Here is a 15,439-nt window from a genome sequence, read left to right on the forward strand (position 1 = left end):
CCCTCGCTCCTCGGTCCAGAACGCGCGGCCTCCGCGCCGTAACATCGCTCGCTACGCTCGCTGGCTTCATGCATGTACTCCCGCCATGAGCGTGGACTGATGCGGGTCGAACGGGCAGCCGCCCTGCTCGAAGTGTGCGAGGTACTCGTCGCGGAAGTACTTGATGGAAGACATGATCGGGCTGGCCGCACCGTCACCGAGAGCGCAGAACGACTTGCCGAGAATGTTGTCGGCGATGTCGAGCAGCTTCTCCAGATCGGCGTCGGTCCCCTCCCCTCGCTCGAGCCGCTCCAGGATCTGCACCAGCCAATAGGTGCCTTCCCGGCAGGGCGTGCACTTGCCACAAGACTCGTGCGCATAAAACTCGGTCCAGCGCAGCACGGCACGTACCACGCACGTGGTCTCGTCGAAGATCTGCAAAGCCTTGGTGCCCAACATCGACCCGGCGGCCCCCACACCCTCGTAGTCGAGGGCGACGTCGAGGTGCTCGTCGGTGAAGATCGGTGTCGAGGAACCGCCCGGAGTCCAGAACTTCAACCGGTGCCCGGCGCGGACTCCACCCGCGTACTCGAGCAACTCCCGCAGGGTGATTCCGAGCGGGGCCTCGTACTGTCCGGGCTTCGCCACGTGCCCGGACAGGGAATACAGGGTGAAGCCGGGCGACTTCTCGCTGCCCATCGACCGGAACCACTCGATGCCGTTCACGATGATCGGCGGGACGCTCGCAATCGACTCGACGTTGTTGACGACGGTCGGTGACGCGTAGAGACCGGCCACCGCAGGAAACGGCGGACGCAACCGAGGCTGACCGCGGCGACCCTCCAGCGAATCGAGCAGCGCCGTCTCCTCCCCGCAGATGTACGCCCCCGCACCCGCGTGCACGACCAGTTCGAGGTCGAAACCGCTGCCCAGAATGTTCGTGCCGAGGTAGCCCGCCGCATACGCCTCCGCAACCGCGGCCTGCAGCCGGCGCAGCACCGGCACCACCTCACCGCGCACATAGATGAAGGCATGCCCTGCGCGGATCGCGTACGCCGCGATGATGACGCCCTCGACGAGCGCGTGCGGCGTCGCCAGCATGAGCGGCATGTCCTTGCAGGTGCCGGGTTCCGACTCGTCGGCGTTGACCACGAGGTAGTGCGGCTTGTCGTCGCCCTGCGGGATGAACGACCATTTCATCCCGGTCGGGAACCCGGCACCACCACGACCCCGCAGTCCGGCCTCCTTGACGGTCGAGATGACCTCGTCCGGGTCCATGCGCAGCGCCTTCTGCAGGCCCTCGTACCCGTCGTGGCGACGGTACGTGTCGAGGGTCCACGACTCGGGCTCGTCCCAGTAGCGGCTCAGGACAGGGGTCAGCGGCATGTCAGTCTCCCTTTCGACCCGGGTCGGTGGCCGCCGGATCCGTCTCCGAGGTGGACCGCTCCGCAGGCACCGTCGCGGACGGGGCAGGCGCCGGCTGGTCCTTCGCCGATTCCGCCGCCACCGGCTCGGTGTTCCGCGACGACGGCTCCGGGATCAGCGACGTCTCCGCCGGATCCGGCGCCGTCATGCCCCGTTCGTGCGCCACACGCAGGCCGGCCAGTGTGGCGTCGCCCGCGGTGCCGCCCTCTGCCGACGCGCCGGGACGCTCGTCGGGGAACCCGGCGAGAATGCGGGCCGTCTCCCGGAACGTGCACAGCGCCGCACCGCGGCTCGGCGACACCCGCTCCCCCGAACGCAGGGAATCGACGAGTGATCGAGCCGACTCCGGGGTCTGATTGTCGAAGAACTCCCAGTTGACCATCACCACCGGGGCGTAATCGCACGCCGCATTGCACTCGATGTGCTCCAGCGTCACCTTGCCGTCCTCGGACGTGCCACCGTGCGGCAGGTCGAGATGCTCCTCCAGCGCGGCGAGGATCGCGTCGCCGCCCATGATCGCGCACAACGTGTTGGTGCACACTCCGACGTAGTAGTCGCCCGTCGGGTCGCGCCGGTACATCGAATAGAAGGTCGCCACCGCAGCCACCTCCGCGCCGGTCAACCCGAGCCGGCCGGCACAGAACTCGATCCCCGCCGGTGTGATGCACCCGTCCTCCGCCTGCACCAGATGCAGCAGCGGCAGCAGCGCGGACCGCGAATTCGGGTAACGCCCGATGACGACGTCGGCATCGGCGTCCAGCCGCGCACCGACCTCCGGCGGATACTCCTCACGCGCACCCGGCCGCACCAACAGCCCGTTCTCCTCCGGCCGGGGTCCGAACTCGATGAAGACTTGTGCGCTTCGGCTCGCTACGCTCGCGGGTCCCTGGGCTTGGTCGTGCGCTCTTCCCTCGATACTCACTCGCTGCGCTCCCTCGCTCCTCGATCCAGACCACACGGCCCACCCACCGAGCTCCTTGGCAGGGGCCTCATCGGTCCACGCCCCCCATCACCGGATCGATGCTCGCAACCGCCGCAATGACATCCGCAACCATGCCGCCCTCACACGTAGCCGCCACCGACTGCAAGTTCGTGAACGACGGATCCCGGAAATGCACCCGGAACGGGCGGGTGCCGCCGTCGCTCACCATGTGCACACCGAGCTCACCCCGTGGCGACTCCACCGCCACATACACCTGCCCCGGCGGCACCCGGAAACCCTCCGTCACCAACTTGAAGTGATGAATCAGCGACTCCATCGAAGAGTCCATGATCTCGCGGACGTGCCCGGGCGAATTACCCAGACCGTCGGGACCCAACGTCAGATCCGCCGGCCACGCGATCTTCTTGTCCTCCGCCATGATCGGGCCCGGTCGCAACTTGTCGAGGCACTGCTCGACGATCTTCAGCGACTCCTTCATCTCGTCGACCCGGATCAAATAGCGGCCGTACGCGTCACACCCCGTATCGGTACTGACGTCGAACTCGTAATTCTCGTAACCGCAATACGGCTGCGACTTCCGCAGATCGTGCGGCAGACCCGTCGCCCGCAGCATCGGACCCGTGATACCGAGCGCCATGCACCCCGTGAGATCGAGATACCCGATATCCTGCGTACGCCCCTTCCAGATGCGGTTGTCGTTGAGCAGATTCTCCATGTCCCGCAGCCGTTCCGGCATCAACGCGAGCAACTCGCGCACCTTCTCCACCGCACCCTCCGGCAGATCCTGCGACAACCCGCCCGGCCGGATATACGCATGATTCATGCGGAGACCCGTGATCATCTCGAACACGTCCAGAACCAGCTCACGTTCCCGGAAACCGAACAACATCGCCGTGACCGCCCCCAACTCCATACCACCCGTGGCCAACGCCACCAGATGCGAGGAGATGCGGTTGAGCTCCATCAACATCACCCGGATGACACTCGCCCGCTCCGGCACCTCATCCGTGATGTCCAGCAACTTCTCCACACCGAGGCAATACGCCGTCTCGTTGAAGAACGGCGACAGGTAATCCATCCGCGTCACGAACGTCACGCCCTGCGTCCACGTCCGATACTCGAGGTTCTTCTCGATCCCCGTATGCAGATAACCGATACCGCACCGGGCCTCCGTGACCGTCTCACCCTCGATCTCCAAGATGAGCCGCAACACCCCGTGCGTCGACGGATGCTGCGGACCCATATTGACGACGATCCGCTCCTCGGCGCCCTCCGAACCCGCATCACCCGACGACGCCTTCACCGCATCGACGACCTCGTCCCAGTCCTGACCGGCGACAGTGAAAACCGTGTCCTCGCTCATCAGTTGTACCCCCGCCGCTCGTCCGGCGGCGCGATCTCCGCGCCCTTGTACTCGACGGGAATGCCGCCGAGCGGATAGTCCTTCCGCTGCGGATGACCCGGCCAGTCATCCGGCATCTCGATCCGGGTCAACGACGGATGACCATCGAACACGATCCCGAAGAAGTCGTACGTCTCCCGCTCGTGCCAATCATTCGTCGGATACACCTCATACAACGACGGGATGTGCGGATCCGCATCCGGTGCCGCCACCTCCAAACGAATCCGACGATTGTGCGTGATCGACAACAACGGATACACCGCATGCAACTCCCGGCCCGCATCCTGCGGGAAATGCACACCATTCACACCCAGACACATCTCGAACCGCAGATCCGGCTCATCACGCAATGCCCGCGCCACCAACGGCAAAAACTCCCGCCGCACACCGAACGTCACCTCACCCCGAAACACCACAACCGACTCGATCGCCACCTCGAAACCCACACCCGAGTCCGCCAACGCCGCCCCCAGCCCATCCGCGACCTCGTCGAAATACCCGCCATACGGCCGCGGCGTACTCCCCGGCAACAACACCGGACGCACCAACCGCCCATACCCCGACGTATCCCCACTACCCCGCACCCCGAACAGTCCCTTGCGCACACCGATCTGTTCTGGGACATGGCTCGCTTTGCTCGCGGGTGCCGGGGCTTGGTCGTGCGGTCTTCCTTCGTCACTCACTCGCTACGCTCCCTCGCTCCTCAGTCCAGACCGCACGGCCCCGGCACCAACCGCTCGGTTCGCTTCGCTCCCTCGAACCACGGCCCGGCTCCAACCTGCCCGGTTCGCTTCGCTCCCTCGTTTCCGCGCCGGTCATCTCAGGAGGCCCTTCATCTGGATGGTGGGGGTGGCGGCCAGCGCCGCCTGCTCCGCCGCCCGCGCCACTTCCTCGCGGTGAACGCCGAGCGGCATCTGCTGGATCTTCTCGTGCAAGGTGAGGATCGCGTTCAGCAGCATCTCGGGCCTCGGCGGGCACCCCGGCAGATAGATGTCCACCGGCACGATGTGGTCGACGCCTTGCACGATCGCGTAGTTGTTGAACATGCCGCCCGACGACGCGCAGACGCCCATCGCCAGCACCCACTTCGGCTCCACCATCTGGTCGTAGATCTGCCGAAGCACCGGCGCCATCTTCTGACTCACCCGGCCCGCCACGATCATCAGGTCCGCCTGCCGCGGCGACGCCCGGAACGCCTCCATGCCGAAACGGGCGATGTCGAAGCGTCCGCCTGCGGTGGCCATCATCTCGATCGCGCAGCAGGCGAGCCCGAAACTCGCCGGCCACAGCGAGCCCTTGCGGACATAGCCCGCGAGCCCTTCGACCGTGGTCAGCAGGAAGCCGCTCGGCAGCTTCTCCTCGATGCCCATATCCGACTCTTCTCTTCCGACTTAGCTTTTGGATCGCTGACGGGACCGATCAGTCCCAACTGAGACCGCCACGCCGCCACTCGTACGCGTAGGCGACGGAGACGTTGAAGATGAACAGGGCCATGGCCCCGAGACCGAAGAAGCCGAGAGCATCGAAGTGAACTGCCCACGGATAGAGGAACACGATCTCGATGTCGAAAATGATGAAGAGCATGGCCGTCAGGTAATACTTCACCGGGATGCGGCCGGCACCCAGAGGCGAGAGTGTCGGCTCGATGCCGCACTCGTAGGCGTCGAGCTTGGCACGGTTGTAGCGCCTCGGACCGACGATCCTCGCCACGATCACGGAGAAGACCGCGAACGCGACCGCAATCGCCCCGAGCACGAGGATCGGCACATAGACATTCACGCCGTCTCAGCTCCCCTCTTCCCGAGCCTGTCCGCCCGATTCCCGGACGGTCGTTTCCGAAGCTACGCTCTTGTGAGTTATGCCACAGCGTACAAGGGAAGTCGTCGAGCCCGGTCGATTTGACCGTGCGAGTTCCAGGCGATCTCGAAGCACGGAAAACCCCTGCGGCACAGGCGCTCGATGCACCTTCACGCGGCGGGAAACGGAGTCAGGCGAGCCTAAGCTGAGAGGCGGGTGCGCAGCAGCGCTATGACCGCTTCGGACAACCGGATCGGGTCGAGCGGGTGCGGCACCGCGGCCTCGGCCCGCGACCAGGTGGCCAGCCAGGCGTCGTCCGGGCGGCCGGTCAGGACCAGGATCGGGGGGCAGTCGTCGATCTCGTCCTTCAACTGCTTCGCGATCCCCATCCCGCCCGCGGGCACCGCTTCCCCATCGAGGACGGCAAGGTCGATACCGCCGGCATCCATCTGCCGGATCACCACGGCTGCGGTCGCCACCTCGACGTACTCCAACTCCGGAAGGTCGGGGTGCGGACGCGTCCCCAGCGCCAGAACGACCTTCTGGCGGGTGTTCGCATCGTCGCTGTAGACGAGGACACGCAACCGATCAGGACGGCTGGTGTGGGCGGTCGCGTCGGTCACGGACCCGATGCTACCGGTACCCCGCCCTCCAGACCGGCGGCTCGCGTCGATCGAAAAACGGCGCGTCGACATCGAATTGGTTCCACCGGCGGCGCGAGCCGCCCGGCTACAGCTTCTCGGCGATGGCGAGCGCCGTCGAGCCGAGCTTCGGCAGGCGGAGATCTGCGATGGGGGTCAGCATGTTGCCGAGCCGGTTGGTGACGAAGGCGATCGACAGCCCGGAGTCGGCGTCGGCGAACGCACCCGACCCACCCAACCCGTAGTGCCCGAAAGTATTCGACGGCTGCCTGCGGCGTGCCACCATCCCCGCGTGGTAGCCGAGCCGCCAGTTCATCGGAATGCCCAGGACGTAGTCGCGGGCCGTCGTCTGCACCTGACTCAGCTGCGCCACGACGTCCGGCGGGAGGAACTCCCCACCGCCGACGGTTCCGCCGTTCGCCAGCGCCCCGTACATCCGCGCCAGCGCGCGGGCGCTGAACACGCCGTTCCACCCGGGCATCACGCTGTCGTGGATCGCGGGGTTGCGGACGAGGGCATCGAATCCGGCGGGCATGCCGGCGTCGGCCACGTTGCGCAGACCGGGCAGCCGCGACATCGCGAACGACGTGGCACCCCACGGAACGCCGAACGGGTTGATGTGCGGGAAGGTCCTCGCGATCCGGGCACGCTCGGCCGGCGGCACCTCGTACCAGAACTCCTTCACCCCGAGCGGTTCGGCGACCTCGGTGCGGACCAGTTCCGTGAAGGGTTTCCCGGCCGCGCGGGACGTCAGTTCGGCGACGAGCGAACCGAACGTCACCGCGTGATAGCCGGGGACCTTCAGCCGCCGCTGATCCGGGGTCGCCGCGGCCAGTGCGGCGCTGACCAGGGAATGGTCCATCAGACTCAGCGGTCCGGGCACGAGCCCGCGTACCCGGTGCAGCCCGGCGCGATGCGACAGCAGTTCGCGCACCGTGATCTCGTCCTTGCCCTCGGCGGCGAACTCGGGCCAGTACTGCGCCACCGGCGTGTCGTAGTCGACGATCCCACGTCCCGCGAGACGGTGCAGCACGGTGGACGCGACACCCTTGCCGGTGGAGAACGTGAGGGTGACGGTGTCGTCCTGCCAGAACGTGTCGCGGCTGGCCCATCCTGCCCACACGTCGACGACCGGTTCACCGTGGAGATAGACGGCCAGCGCGCCGCCGCCCTGGCTGCTGTCGTGGAAAAGTCGGAAGAACTGGTCGACGAGCATCCCGAAGCGACGGTCCGCGAGCATCCCGGCGGGCGGCCGTGCCCTGTGGCCCTTCAACGGCCACGGCGCCGTGGTCGTCATTACGACTTCCCTCGATCGTCTTTCACGTCAGCGACATGTGTATTTAACCTCCTCTTTACACACGAGAAGACGCTGTCGGCACCGCTTCAGGGCCTGCGTGATCGCTTCGTGGCCATACCGCAACGGGAAAGAGTGTCCGGGCGCCGGGTAGGTGACCCGGCGCTCGTCATTTCGGCTCCAGCGAGTGGAAATAATCGGACCTGACCTCGACGTCCTCGACGAGACGCGTGGTGGTCTGGACACCCAGTGAATGCTCCTTCAACAGGTCGCACAGCCGGTCGCCGTCGATGAGGTCGATCGGCGGCGCACCGTCCCTCTTGGACTCCGTGCGGGCGTCACCGGTGAAGGTTCCGGTGGTGATGAGCAGGCCCTTCTCGCCGCGGCCCGCCATCGCGCCGCGGAAATCGCGCACCGCACCCGCCCCGACGCTGCCGCTGTAGCGCTTGCACTGGAAGAACACGGGGAAACTGAGCAGCGACAACTGGTACACGCCGAGTCCCTCGATGTCCCCGTCGCCGCCGCGACCGGTGACGGATGCGCTCGAGAACCCGGCCTCCCGCAGCAACCGCTGGGTCAGCCGCTCGAACGCGGGCGGCGACATCTTCAGGACCGTGTCGAGCAGGAGGTCCTTCCAGTCGGCGTCGTTCTCGGCCTCGGCGATGTTGGCATCCGGTTCGTCGTTGCGTCGGGACGCCGCCTTCGCCGATTTGCGGGCAGCATTCTTCTTGCGGTTCTCGGCGGAGAACTCGGCGTGCAGGGGGCGGATCTCGCTCTCGGCGACCTCGCGGCCCTTCTCCGTCACGCTCCACACCCCGCGCCGGCTGTTCGTGAGCAGACCCATCCCCTTGAGGTAGGTGCGTGCCCACGCCAAGCGGTACTCGATCTCGGTGCTCGGACCGTCACCGTGCAGCACCCCCTGCACGTCGGACGAAAGTCCTTCTCGCTCAACGACGGCGCTGTCGAGTTCCTCATTGGACGCCGAACCACCGAGAGCAATGGCAGCCTGAAGCGCTGGCCAGAGGAGGTCGACGTACTGAGGAACGTGAACAGTCATGGCCACAAGCATGCCGGAATCCACCCGGCCCTCCACACACGGACCCCGATCCGATCATCCCGGGGCGAGCCGAGCCTCCGCGCGGTTCTCGAGCTGCGCCCGGTAGATCGTCTTCCCCGATCGGCGCACGATGAGATAGGCGAGGCCGACGGCGATCATCCCCGGCACCAGCACACCGACGCTTCCCGTCATCTCCGCGACCATCAGCATCACCGCGAGCGGCGCGCGGGCGATGCTCCCGAAGCAGGCCATCATTCCGACGATGACGAAGGGCGCCGGATTGTCGGGGACGCCCGGGGCGATCGGTTCCAGCAGTCGCCACACCGCGGCGCCGGTGAACGCCCCGATCACCATTCCCGGGCCGAAGATGCCGCCCGATCCCCCCGAGCCGATGGACAGCGACGTCGCGAGAATCTTCGCGAACGGCAACAGCAGCACCACCCACAGCGGGATGGCCGTGAGGTCGCCGCGGGCCATCGACTGCTGGATCCAGCCGTAACCGCTGCCCAGCACCTCCGGCAACACGAGCGCCATCAGCCCGACGAGCAGTCCGCCGACCGCCGGTTTGACGATCCGGCTGCCGGGCAGCCGGTGGGTGAGATCGACGGCCGTGTAGAACGTCCCGCTGTACAGCAATCCGATCAGGCCGCCGAGCACACCGATGAGCGCGAACCACACCAGCTGGACCGGGGTGTCGAAGACGTAGTCCTGAGCGGCATACCCGAACAGTGGACCGAAACCGAGGAAGCTGCCGAACACGGTGTAGCTGACGATCGACGTGACCAGCGCCGGCACGAGCACCTCGAAATCGAAGTCTTCCTTGTAGGGAATCGTGCAGCACAACACCGCGCCGCCGAGCGGGGCCCCGAAGATCGCGCCGATGCCGGAGCCGATCCCGATCGCCACGGCGATCCGACCGTCCCGTGCGGACAGGTCCAGCCTGCGGGCGAGAAGCGATCCGAAACCCGCCGAGATCTGCGCGGTGGGTCCCTCGCGACCGCCGGACCCGCCGGACCCGATTGTGATCGCGGACGCGACCAGCTTCACGAGGACGACGCGGACGCGGATCATCCGAGGGTCCCGGTGAACGGCGTCGATCGCCGCGTCGGTGCCGTGCCCCTCGGCCTCCGGCGCCAGCGTGAACACGATGATGCCCGACACCAGACCACCCAGGCACACCACGAGCGGGATCGCCCACGGTCTCGTGAACTCCCGGCTGCCGACCGCCCCACCATCGCCCGCCGCAGTGGGCGGGGTGTAGCCCCCGATGCCGACGATCAGCAGTTGCGTCGCCTCCCTCAGCGCGACGTAGAACACGACCGCTCCGAGCCCGGCGACGATCCCGATCACGACGCCGAGAACCAGCCATTTGCGGGTGTAACCCGAAGTCCGGATCCACTTTCCGGCTGACGTCCCGATCGACCGCAGAGCCCTCGACCCGGGCGCCACCCGGATCACTCCAGCTTCCCGAAGACCGTCCGACCCTCCAGGATCGTGGCGAGCACCTCGAGGTCCGCGATGTCGTCGGGATCCACCAGCAGTGGATTGGCCGACAACACGACGAGATCGGCGTGCATACCGGGGACGATCGCCCCGATGGCGTCCTCACTCCGGAGGTGCCACGCCGAGTTGATCGTCTCGGCCCGCAGGGCGTCCGGGACGGAGATCCGTTCCTCGGGAGCGAGCACACGTCCCGACCGGGTGCGGCGGGTGACGGCGTCGGCGATGTTGCGCAGCGGGTTTGTCGGGGTGACCGGGCCGTCGTTGTGGAACGAGATCCGCTGCCCCGCCTTGATCGCGGAACCTGCAGCCGCCCAACGTGCTCCGCGCTCGAGACCGAACAGATCGTCGACGAGGACGTCGCCCCAGTAGTAGAGGTGGTCGACGAAAATGCTGCACGTGACGCCGAGTTCGGTCGCTCGGCGGAACTGGTCCGGGGTCATCGCACCGACGTGCTCGAGCCGGAGCCGGTGATCTTCACGTGGGGAGTCGGCCAGCATCCGCTCCCATGCGTCGAGTACCAGGGTGACCGCGGCGTCGCCGTTGGCGTGACAGGAGATCTGCCAGCCTTTCTCGAAGTACGGCTTGCTGATCTCGAGAATCTCGTCCGTCGTGTAATTGGCCTCACCACGCGTTCCGGCGAGGCCGAGCGACCGGGTGACGTCCGTGTCGAGGTACGGAAAGCTGGTGGCGGCGTTGCCCACCCACGGCGAGCCGTCCGACCAGATCTTGATGCCCACCTGGCGCAGCAGGTCGTTTCCGACTCCGGGTGACACGTCCGTGGCGCGCTCCGGGTTCGACATCTCGTACAGCCGCAGCCGGGTGGTGAGAGCGCCGGACCGCGCGAACGCGGTCAGGGCGCTACGGAAGCGTGGGTCGAACGCCATCTCACTGGCGGTGGTGATCCCTGCCGCGTTCATCCGCGCGCATTCCGCGGCGAGGAGCTCCGGGAGCCGGGTGCTGGCGCCGGCGAGGATCGTGGCGGCCACCGCCATCACCGCGGGCGCCTCGAACGCCGAACCGTCCAGTTCACCCGACTCGTCGCGGCCGAAACTACCGCCCTCGGGGTCCGGCGTGTCCTTGGTCAATCCGGAATCCCGCGCGGCGACGTCGTTGAAGTAGGCCACGTGGCCGGTGTTGTGCAGGATCACCAGGGACGTGTCGGGAGCGATCGAATTGAGCCATTCACGGGTCGGTTCGGGCAGTCCCTTCTGGAGCAGGGGATCCCAGCCGTTGAGGACGGCGCCGTCGGGGTGTTCGTCGACGGCGCGGCGCACGGCGTCGACCACCTCCCCCGCATCGGCGATGGTCACCGGCCTGATGTCCACCACCGGTTCGCCGAGCAACACCGCGGAGTTCAGCGGGTGGCCGTGCGCCTCGATGAAGCCCGGGAGTATGCATGCGCGGTGCAGGTCGACCGTGATCGTTGCCGGTCCGATCAGCGGGAACACCGCGGAATCGTTGCCGACGGCGGCGATCCGCCCGTCGCGCACCGCGACTGCCCGAGCGCGTGGCGCGGCGTCGTTCATGGTGACCACGTCACCGAACAGCACCAGATCGGCAGGTTTTCCGTCGTTCGTGCCCATCAGTGCACCCTCCCGTCAGACCGGGCGTGGGCGAGAGCCCACGCGCCGGCAGCGAGTGTCGACTGTGACTTCAGATTACAACTACACAGCAGGCCGTACGCAGGAATAGTGCGTAACCAAGATCAGTTGCAGACAGGCATGACCGAAACACCGCTACCCGTGGACGGGCTCTTCGAGTCGTTCGCCGTCAAATCTCTCCGGCTACGGAACCGCTTCGCGATGGCACCCATGACCAGAGCTTTCTCCCCCGGCGGCGTTCCCGGGGACGATGTGGCGGCGTACTACCGCCGACGCGCGGCGGGCGGGGTCGGACTCGTCATCACAGAGGGCACGTACATTCCCGACCCGGCCGCCGGATCGCACACCCGGGTGCCGGTCCTCTACGGGCGGGACAGCCTTGCGGGCTGGAAATCGGTGGTGGACGCGGTCCACGACGAGGGCGGGCAGATCATCCCGCAGCTGTGGCATCTGGGCGTCGAACGCGGCCCGCAGCCCCGCATGAATCCGGACGTGATCACCGCCAGCCCGTCCGGACTCGCCCTGGACGGGACCCGCCTGGGACGCGAATTCACCGCGTCCGATCTCGACGCGCTGCGCGAGGCCTGGGTGGCGGCCGCCGTCAACGCGCGCGACGTGGGCTTCGACGGCATCGAACTGCACGGGGCGCACGGCTACCTCCTCGACCAGTTCCTGTGGGATCGGACGAACGTCCGCTCCGACGGCTACGGCGGATCCCTCGAGGCCCGCACCCGATTCCCCGTCGAGGTGGTTGCAGCGATTCGCGAGGCCGTCGGCGAGGACTTCGCGATGGTCTACCGCTTCAGCCAGTGGAAGTCGAACCACTACGACTCGCGGATCGCGCAGTCCCCCGACGAACTCGCGGCCGTGCTCGCACCCCTCGTCGACGCCGGTGTCGACGTGCTGCACCCCTCCACCCGCAGGCACTGGGAACCTGCCTTCCCCGAGCTGGCCGGTGACGACGGGGAACTCGGTCTGGCGGGTTGGACCAAACGGCTGACCGGACTACCCACCATCACGGTCGGTTCGGTGGGTCTCGACGACGTGTTCACGACGGCCTTCACCTCGGACGGCGCGTCGAACACCGCCGGTATCGACCGCCTGCTCGCGCAGTACGAGAACGGCGAGTTCGATCTCGTGGCCGTCGGCCGCGCACTGCTGTCCGATCCCGAGTGGGTGCTCAAACTCCGCGACGGCAGAACCGCCGAGCACATCCCGTACAGCAACGAGCACCGGGCGGTCCTGCACTGACCGGGCCGGTCAGCTGTCCTCGACGGTGATCTTCGCCTGATCGACGTTGACACCTTCGGGCGGGTTGGCCGTTCCGTCGACCGAGATGCGGCCCTTGTCGACGCCCTGCGCTTCGAGCGCGTTGGCGACGGCCTGGGCGCGCTGATCGGCGAGTAGTTCGGCGGCCGCTTCGTCCGAGTTGGTGGCGTACGCCTCGATCTCGATCTTGCTGTCGCCGGCCTTCATCGCGGCGGCCACCGCCTTGATCGTCACGTCCGAGACGGCGTTGAGCTCGGCGGTTCCCGACTCGAATCCGATCGGGACCGCCGCGATGGCCGAGTTGATCGCGTTCTGGGTGGCCTCGCGCGCGGTGTTGACGGCGGACGACGCCGTGGCTTGCACGCTGCTGATCGCGCCCTCCACCCGTTCGGACGCCGACGAGGTCGTCGTGGTCGCGATCGGGGCCTCGTTCGAGTCGTCGGAACAGCCGGCGGCGCCGAGCAGCGCGATGGCCGCGACCGCGATACCGGTGACGATTGTCTTGCGCATGATGGATTCCCCTATACGTCGGTATGTCCGGAAGGCGCTACACGTCGTGGGACGAGGATAGCCCCGCCGACGCTCGTCGACGGCGGTATTCGGGCAGTGTCCCGGCTCCCACATCGTGGGATCCGAGTCGTCGGATGTGAATCCGGACACGGGCTTCTCACCTGGTCGGAACCCGGTAATTCAGCCCGCGTTTCATTTCGGTTAAACCTTCGGATTGCGATCTCATTTCAATAACGGTAGGAATGAATCCGGCGCCCGCTCAGCGCCGACATAAATGCCCACAACCGAGCAAGGAGTTAAAAGCATGGATCTCGCCTTCCTGTCCGAATTCTTCTCCGCCTTCTCCGACCTCGCCGGTGCCCTGGACTTCTTCTCGGGTTCCGCCGATGCATTGGGCGGTGGCGCAGACGCCGCAACCGCGGCCTCGGCCACGATTGGCTAGCATTTCCGCTGGCACAAGACTTGAACACCCGAGACGGGGTTCGCACGCTCCAGGCGCGCGAACCCCGTCACGGCGTTGCGGGCGCCCTTCGATCGACTCAATCACGTATCTATCACGACGAGTAATCCCAGGGTGAACATGTTCATTATCCGCGTCACCAGCATTTTCGCCGGAATTGGTCGGGCGACCAATTGAGCCGAGCGTTGAAGATCAGGTTTTCCGCTTCACGGTTGATTTATTCTCGAAATAATCGACTGCACTGCATATTCTCGACACTTCCGTAACACGCGCACATCTCAGTGCACATGCGTACACTCAAATTTCGTGACCGATGCGCAGATCAGACGCCGCTCCGAGGTACGGGCCCTCGCCCGGCTGGCCCTCGAGGAAATCGGAGGCGCCGCCACCGGCATCGGCAGCATCCACCGCGCGATCTCGGATCGCGTCTTCGCCGGCGTCCGGCTCGGCGTCGGCTCCCACGCCCTTCCTGCCAAGCTGCTCCACGACGAGATCTCGGGCGCCGTGTACGCACTTGTCGCCGACACCGCGCGTCTCGGCGGCTCCCTCGCAGGTCGGTTCTTCGACCTCCCGTCGTCGGAGAACCTCGCCCCGTCCCAGACACGCCGCGGAGCCCAGGCCATCGCCGCGATCCAGGGGCTGATCGGTGACGTACTGGAAGCCGAGGGATCGCCGCTCGCCGAACCCCTGGCGATACGGGTGAACGGTGTCGCGCTCGCGCCGGACAGATCCGCGCTCGCCGACGCCTTCCCGCACGCCGGCGGCCGCATCGTCGTCTTCCTGCACGGACTCGTCGAGACCGAGGACGCGTGGGCGCTGGGCCGCCGTCCCACCTACGGTGAACGGCTCGGAACCGACCTGGGGTACACGGCGCTGCAGATCCGGTACAACTCCGGCAGGCACATCTCGGACAACGGCAGGAGCCTGTCCGAACTTCTGGACGCGGTCACCGAGAACTGGCCGGTCGAGGTCGAGTCGATCGCACTCGTCGGGCATTCCATGGGAGGCCTCGTGGCCCGCAGCGCCTGCCGGATCGCCTTCCTCGACGACCGGCCGTGGGTGGACCGGGTTCGGCACGTCGTGAGTCTCGGCTCACCCCACCTCGGCGCCCCGTTGGAGCAGGCCGTCCACTATGCGAGTGCCGGCCTGGCCGCACTGCCGGAGACGCGTGCGATCTCCGGGCTGCTGCGCAGAAGGAGCGCCGGCATCCGGGATCTGAACCAGGGTTCACTCGTCGACGAGGACTGGCGCGATCGCGATCCGGACGCACTCCGCGCCGCGGCGTGCAGCGAGGTCCCACTCCTCGACGGCGTGACGTACTACTTCGTCTCCGCGACCATCACGCGCAGCCCGAGGCATCCGCTGGGTCGCCTGCTCGGCGACGGCATGGTGCTCGTGCCGAGCGCGTCCGGCCGGAACAGGACGCGGATGATCGGCTTCCGCGCCGAGCACGGCATGCACCTCGCGCCCGCGAACCATTTCACGATGCTCAACCACGAGTCGGTGTACGAGAAGCTGCTCGAATGGCTGGGCACGCCGCAAGCCGGCTGACGTCCGG

15 protein-coding genes are annotated in these 15,439 nt (G+C 66.9%); 3 read left to right on the plus strand and 12 right to left on the minus strand.

Annotation, left to right across the window (positions count from 1 at the left end):
• Window positions 1–66 precede the first annotated feature (66 nt).
• From nuoF to QM693_RS11860, 11 genes are all read right to left on the minus strand, one after another.
• Window positions 67–1,365 carry an NADH-quinone oxidoreductase subunit NuoF gene (gene nuoF / locus QM693_RS11810; protein ID WP_283352417.1) on the minus strand — a complete coding sequence of 433 codons (1,299 nt, stop codon included), beginning with the start codon at window positions 1,363–1,365 and terminating at the stop codon, window positions 67–69.
• Between the two features lies 1 nt (window position 1,366).
• Window positions 1,367–2,326, minus strand: coding sequence for an NADH-quinone oxidoreductase subunit NuoE (gene nuoE / locus QM693_RS11815; protein ID WP_418342157.1), 960 nt, complete (start codon window positions 2,324–2,326; stop codon window positions 1,367–1,369).
• 67 nt (window positions 2,327–2,393) lie between these two features.
• Window positions 2,394–3,710 (minus strand): NADH dehydrogenase (quinone) subunit D, encoded by a 1,317-nt coding sequence (nuoD, locus tag QM693_RS11820; RefSeq protein ID WP_283352418.1) that lies wholly within the window; start codon window positions 3,708–3,710, stop codon window positions 2,394–2,396.
• A complete protein-coding gene (locus QM693_RS11825; protein WP_411194572.1) occupies window positions 3,710–4,432 on the minus strand; it encodes an NADH-quinone oxidoreductase subunit C in 723 nt (240 codons plus the stop codon). Before QM693_RS11825 ends, nuoD begins: the two co-directional genes overlap by 1 nt.
• Before the next feature lie 132 nt (window positions 4,433–4,564).
• Complete coding sequence (locus QM693_RS11830) at window positions 4,565–5,119, minus strand: NuoB/complex I 20 kDa subunit family protein (protein ID WP_005239105.1); 555 nt, start codon at window positions 5,117–5,119, stop codon at window positions 4,565–4,567.
• A gap of 49 nt (window positions 5,120–5,168) precedes the next feature.
• On the minus strand, window positions 5,169–5,528 hold the full coding sequence (locus QM693_RS11835) for an NADH-quinone oxidoreductase subunit A (RefSeq protein ID WP_005239104.1): 360 nt from the start codon (window positions 5,526–5,528) through the stop codon (window positions 5,169–5,171).
• 218 nt (window positions 5,529–5,746) lie between these two features.
• Window positions 5,747–6,169, minus strand: a complete 423-nt coding sequence (locus QM693_RS11840) for an Rv3143 family two-component system response regulator (RefSeq protein ID WP_283352419.1) — start codon at window positions 6,167–6,169, stop codon at window positions 5,747–5,749.
• Between the two features lie 106 nt (window positions 6,170–6,275).
• On the minus strand, window positions 6,276–7,484 hold the full coding sequence (locus QM693_RS11845) for a serine hydrolase domain-containing protein (protein WP_280781583.1): 1,209 nt from the start codon (window positions 7,482–7,484) through the stop codon (window positions 6,276–6,278).
• A gap of 166 nt (window positions 7,485–7,650) precedes the next feature.
• Window positions 7,651–8,550 (minus strand): restriction endonuclease, encoded by a 900-nt coding sequence (locus QM693_RS11850; protein ID WP_005253670.1) that lies wholly within the window; start codon window positions 8,548–8,550, stop codon window positions 7,651–7,653.
• A 42-nt stretch (window positions 8,551–8,592) separates the two neighbouring features.
• Window positions 8,593–9,996, minus strand: coding sequence for a chloride channel protein (locus QM693_RS11855; RefSeq protein WP_283352420.1), 1,404 nt, complete (start codon window positions 9,994–9,996; stop codon window positions 8,593–8,595).
• Window positions 9,993–11,624 carry an amidohydrolase gene (locus QM693_RS11860; protein ID WP_283352421.1) on the minus strand — a complete coding sequence of 544 codons (1,632 nt, stop codon included), beginning with the start codon at window positions 11,622–11,624 and terminating at the stop codon, window positions 9,993–9,995. The genes QM693_RS11855 and QM693_RS11860 overlap by 4 nt, the downstream gene beginning before the upstream one ends.
• A gap of 138 nt (window positions 11,625–11,762) precedes the next feature.
• Between QM693_RS11860 and QM693_RS11865 the strand changes: the two genes are divergently transcribed.
• Entirely contained in the window at window positions 11,763–12,893 is a 1,131-nt protein-coding gene (locus QM693_RS11865; RefSeq protein WP_283352422.1) for an NADH:flavin oxidoreductase, read from the plus strand.
• 9 nt (window positions 12,894–12,902) lie between these two features.
• On the opposite strand, the gene QM693_RS11870 is transcribed toward QM693_RS11865, so the two are convergent.
• Complete coding sequence (locus tag QM693_RS11870; protein ID WP_280781579.1) at window positions 12,903–13,421, minus strand: OmpA family protein; 519 nt, start codon at window positions 13,419–13,421, stop codon at window positions 12,903–12,905.
• Between the two features lie 304 nt (window positions 13,422–13,725).
• Between QM693_RS11870 and QM693_RS11875 the strand changes: the two genes are divergently transcribed.
• Together QM693_RS11875 and QM693_RS11880 are read left to right on the plus strand one after the other, a co-directional pair.
• The gene (locus tag QM693_RS11875) at window positions 13,726–13,863 is read left to right on the plus strand and encodes a hypothetical protein (protein ID WP_280781578.1); all 138 of its coding nucleotides are present in this window, start codon (window positions 13,726–13,728) and stop codon (window positions 13,861–13,863) included.
• A gap of 324 nt (window positions 13,864–14,187) precedes the next feature.
• Window positions 14,188–15,432 carry an esterase/lipase family protein gene (locus tag QM693_RS11880; protein ID WP_283352423.1) on the plus strand — a complete coding sequence of 415 codons (1,245 nt, stop codon included), beginning with the start codon at window positions 14,188–14,190 and terminating at the stop codon, window positions 15,430–15,432.
• Window positions 15,433–15,439: the final 7 nt, after the last annotated feature.

The organism is Rhodococcus sp. IEGM 1305 (genome assembly GCF_030058635.1).
Classification (GTDB): Bacteria; Actinomycetota; Actinomycetes; order Mycobacteriales; family Mycobacteriaceae; genus Rhodococcus_F; species Rhodococcus_F opacus_D.

Bases quoted from the DNA above. Each gene is read 5' to 3' on its own strand.
- QM693_RS11860 (WP_283352421.1), bottom strand. From the start codon at position 11,624: ATGGGCACGAACGACGGAAAACCTGCCGATCTGGTGCTGTTCGGTGAC.
- QM693_RS11830 (WP_005239105.1), bottom strand. From the start codon at position 5,119: ATGGGCATCGAGGAGAAGCTGCCGAGCGGCTTCCTGCTGACCACGGTC.
- QM693_RS11865 (WP_283352422.1), top strand. From the start codon at position 11,763: ATGACCGAAACACCGCTACCCGTGGACGGGCTCTTCGAGTCGTTCGCC.
- QM693_RS11870 (WP_280781579.1), bottom strand. From the start codon at position 13,421: ATGCGCAAGACAATCGTCACCGGTATCGCGGTCGCGGCCATCGCGCTG.
- QM693_RS11875 (WP_280781578.1), top strand. From the start codon at position 13,726: ATGGATCTCGCCTTCCTGTCCGAATTCTTCTCCGCCTTCTCCGACCTC.
- QM693_RS11850 (WP_005253670.1), bottom strand. From the start codon at position 8,550: ATGCTTGTGGCCATGACTGTTCACGTTCCTCAGTACGTCGACCTCCTC.
- QM693_RS11845 (WP_280781583.1), bottom strand. From the start codon at position 7,484: ATGACGACCACGGCGCCGTGGCCGTTGAAGGGCCACAGGGCACGGCCG.
- nuoD (WP_283352418.1), bottom strand. From the start codon at position 3,710: ATGAGCGAGGACACGGTTTTCACTGTCGCCGGTCAGGACTGGGACGAG.
- nuoF (WP_283352417.1), bottom strand. From the start codon at position 1,365: ATGCCGCTGACCCCTGTCCTGAGCCGCTACTGGGACGAGCCCGAGTCG.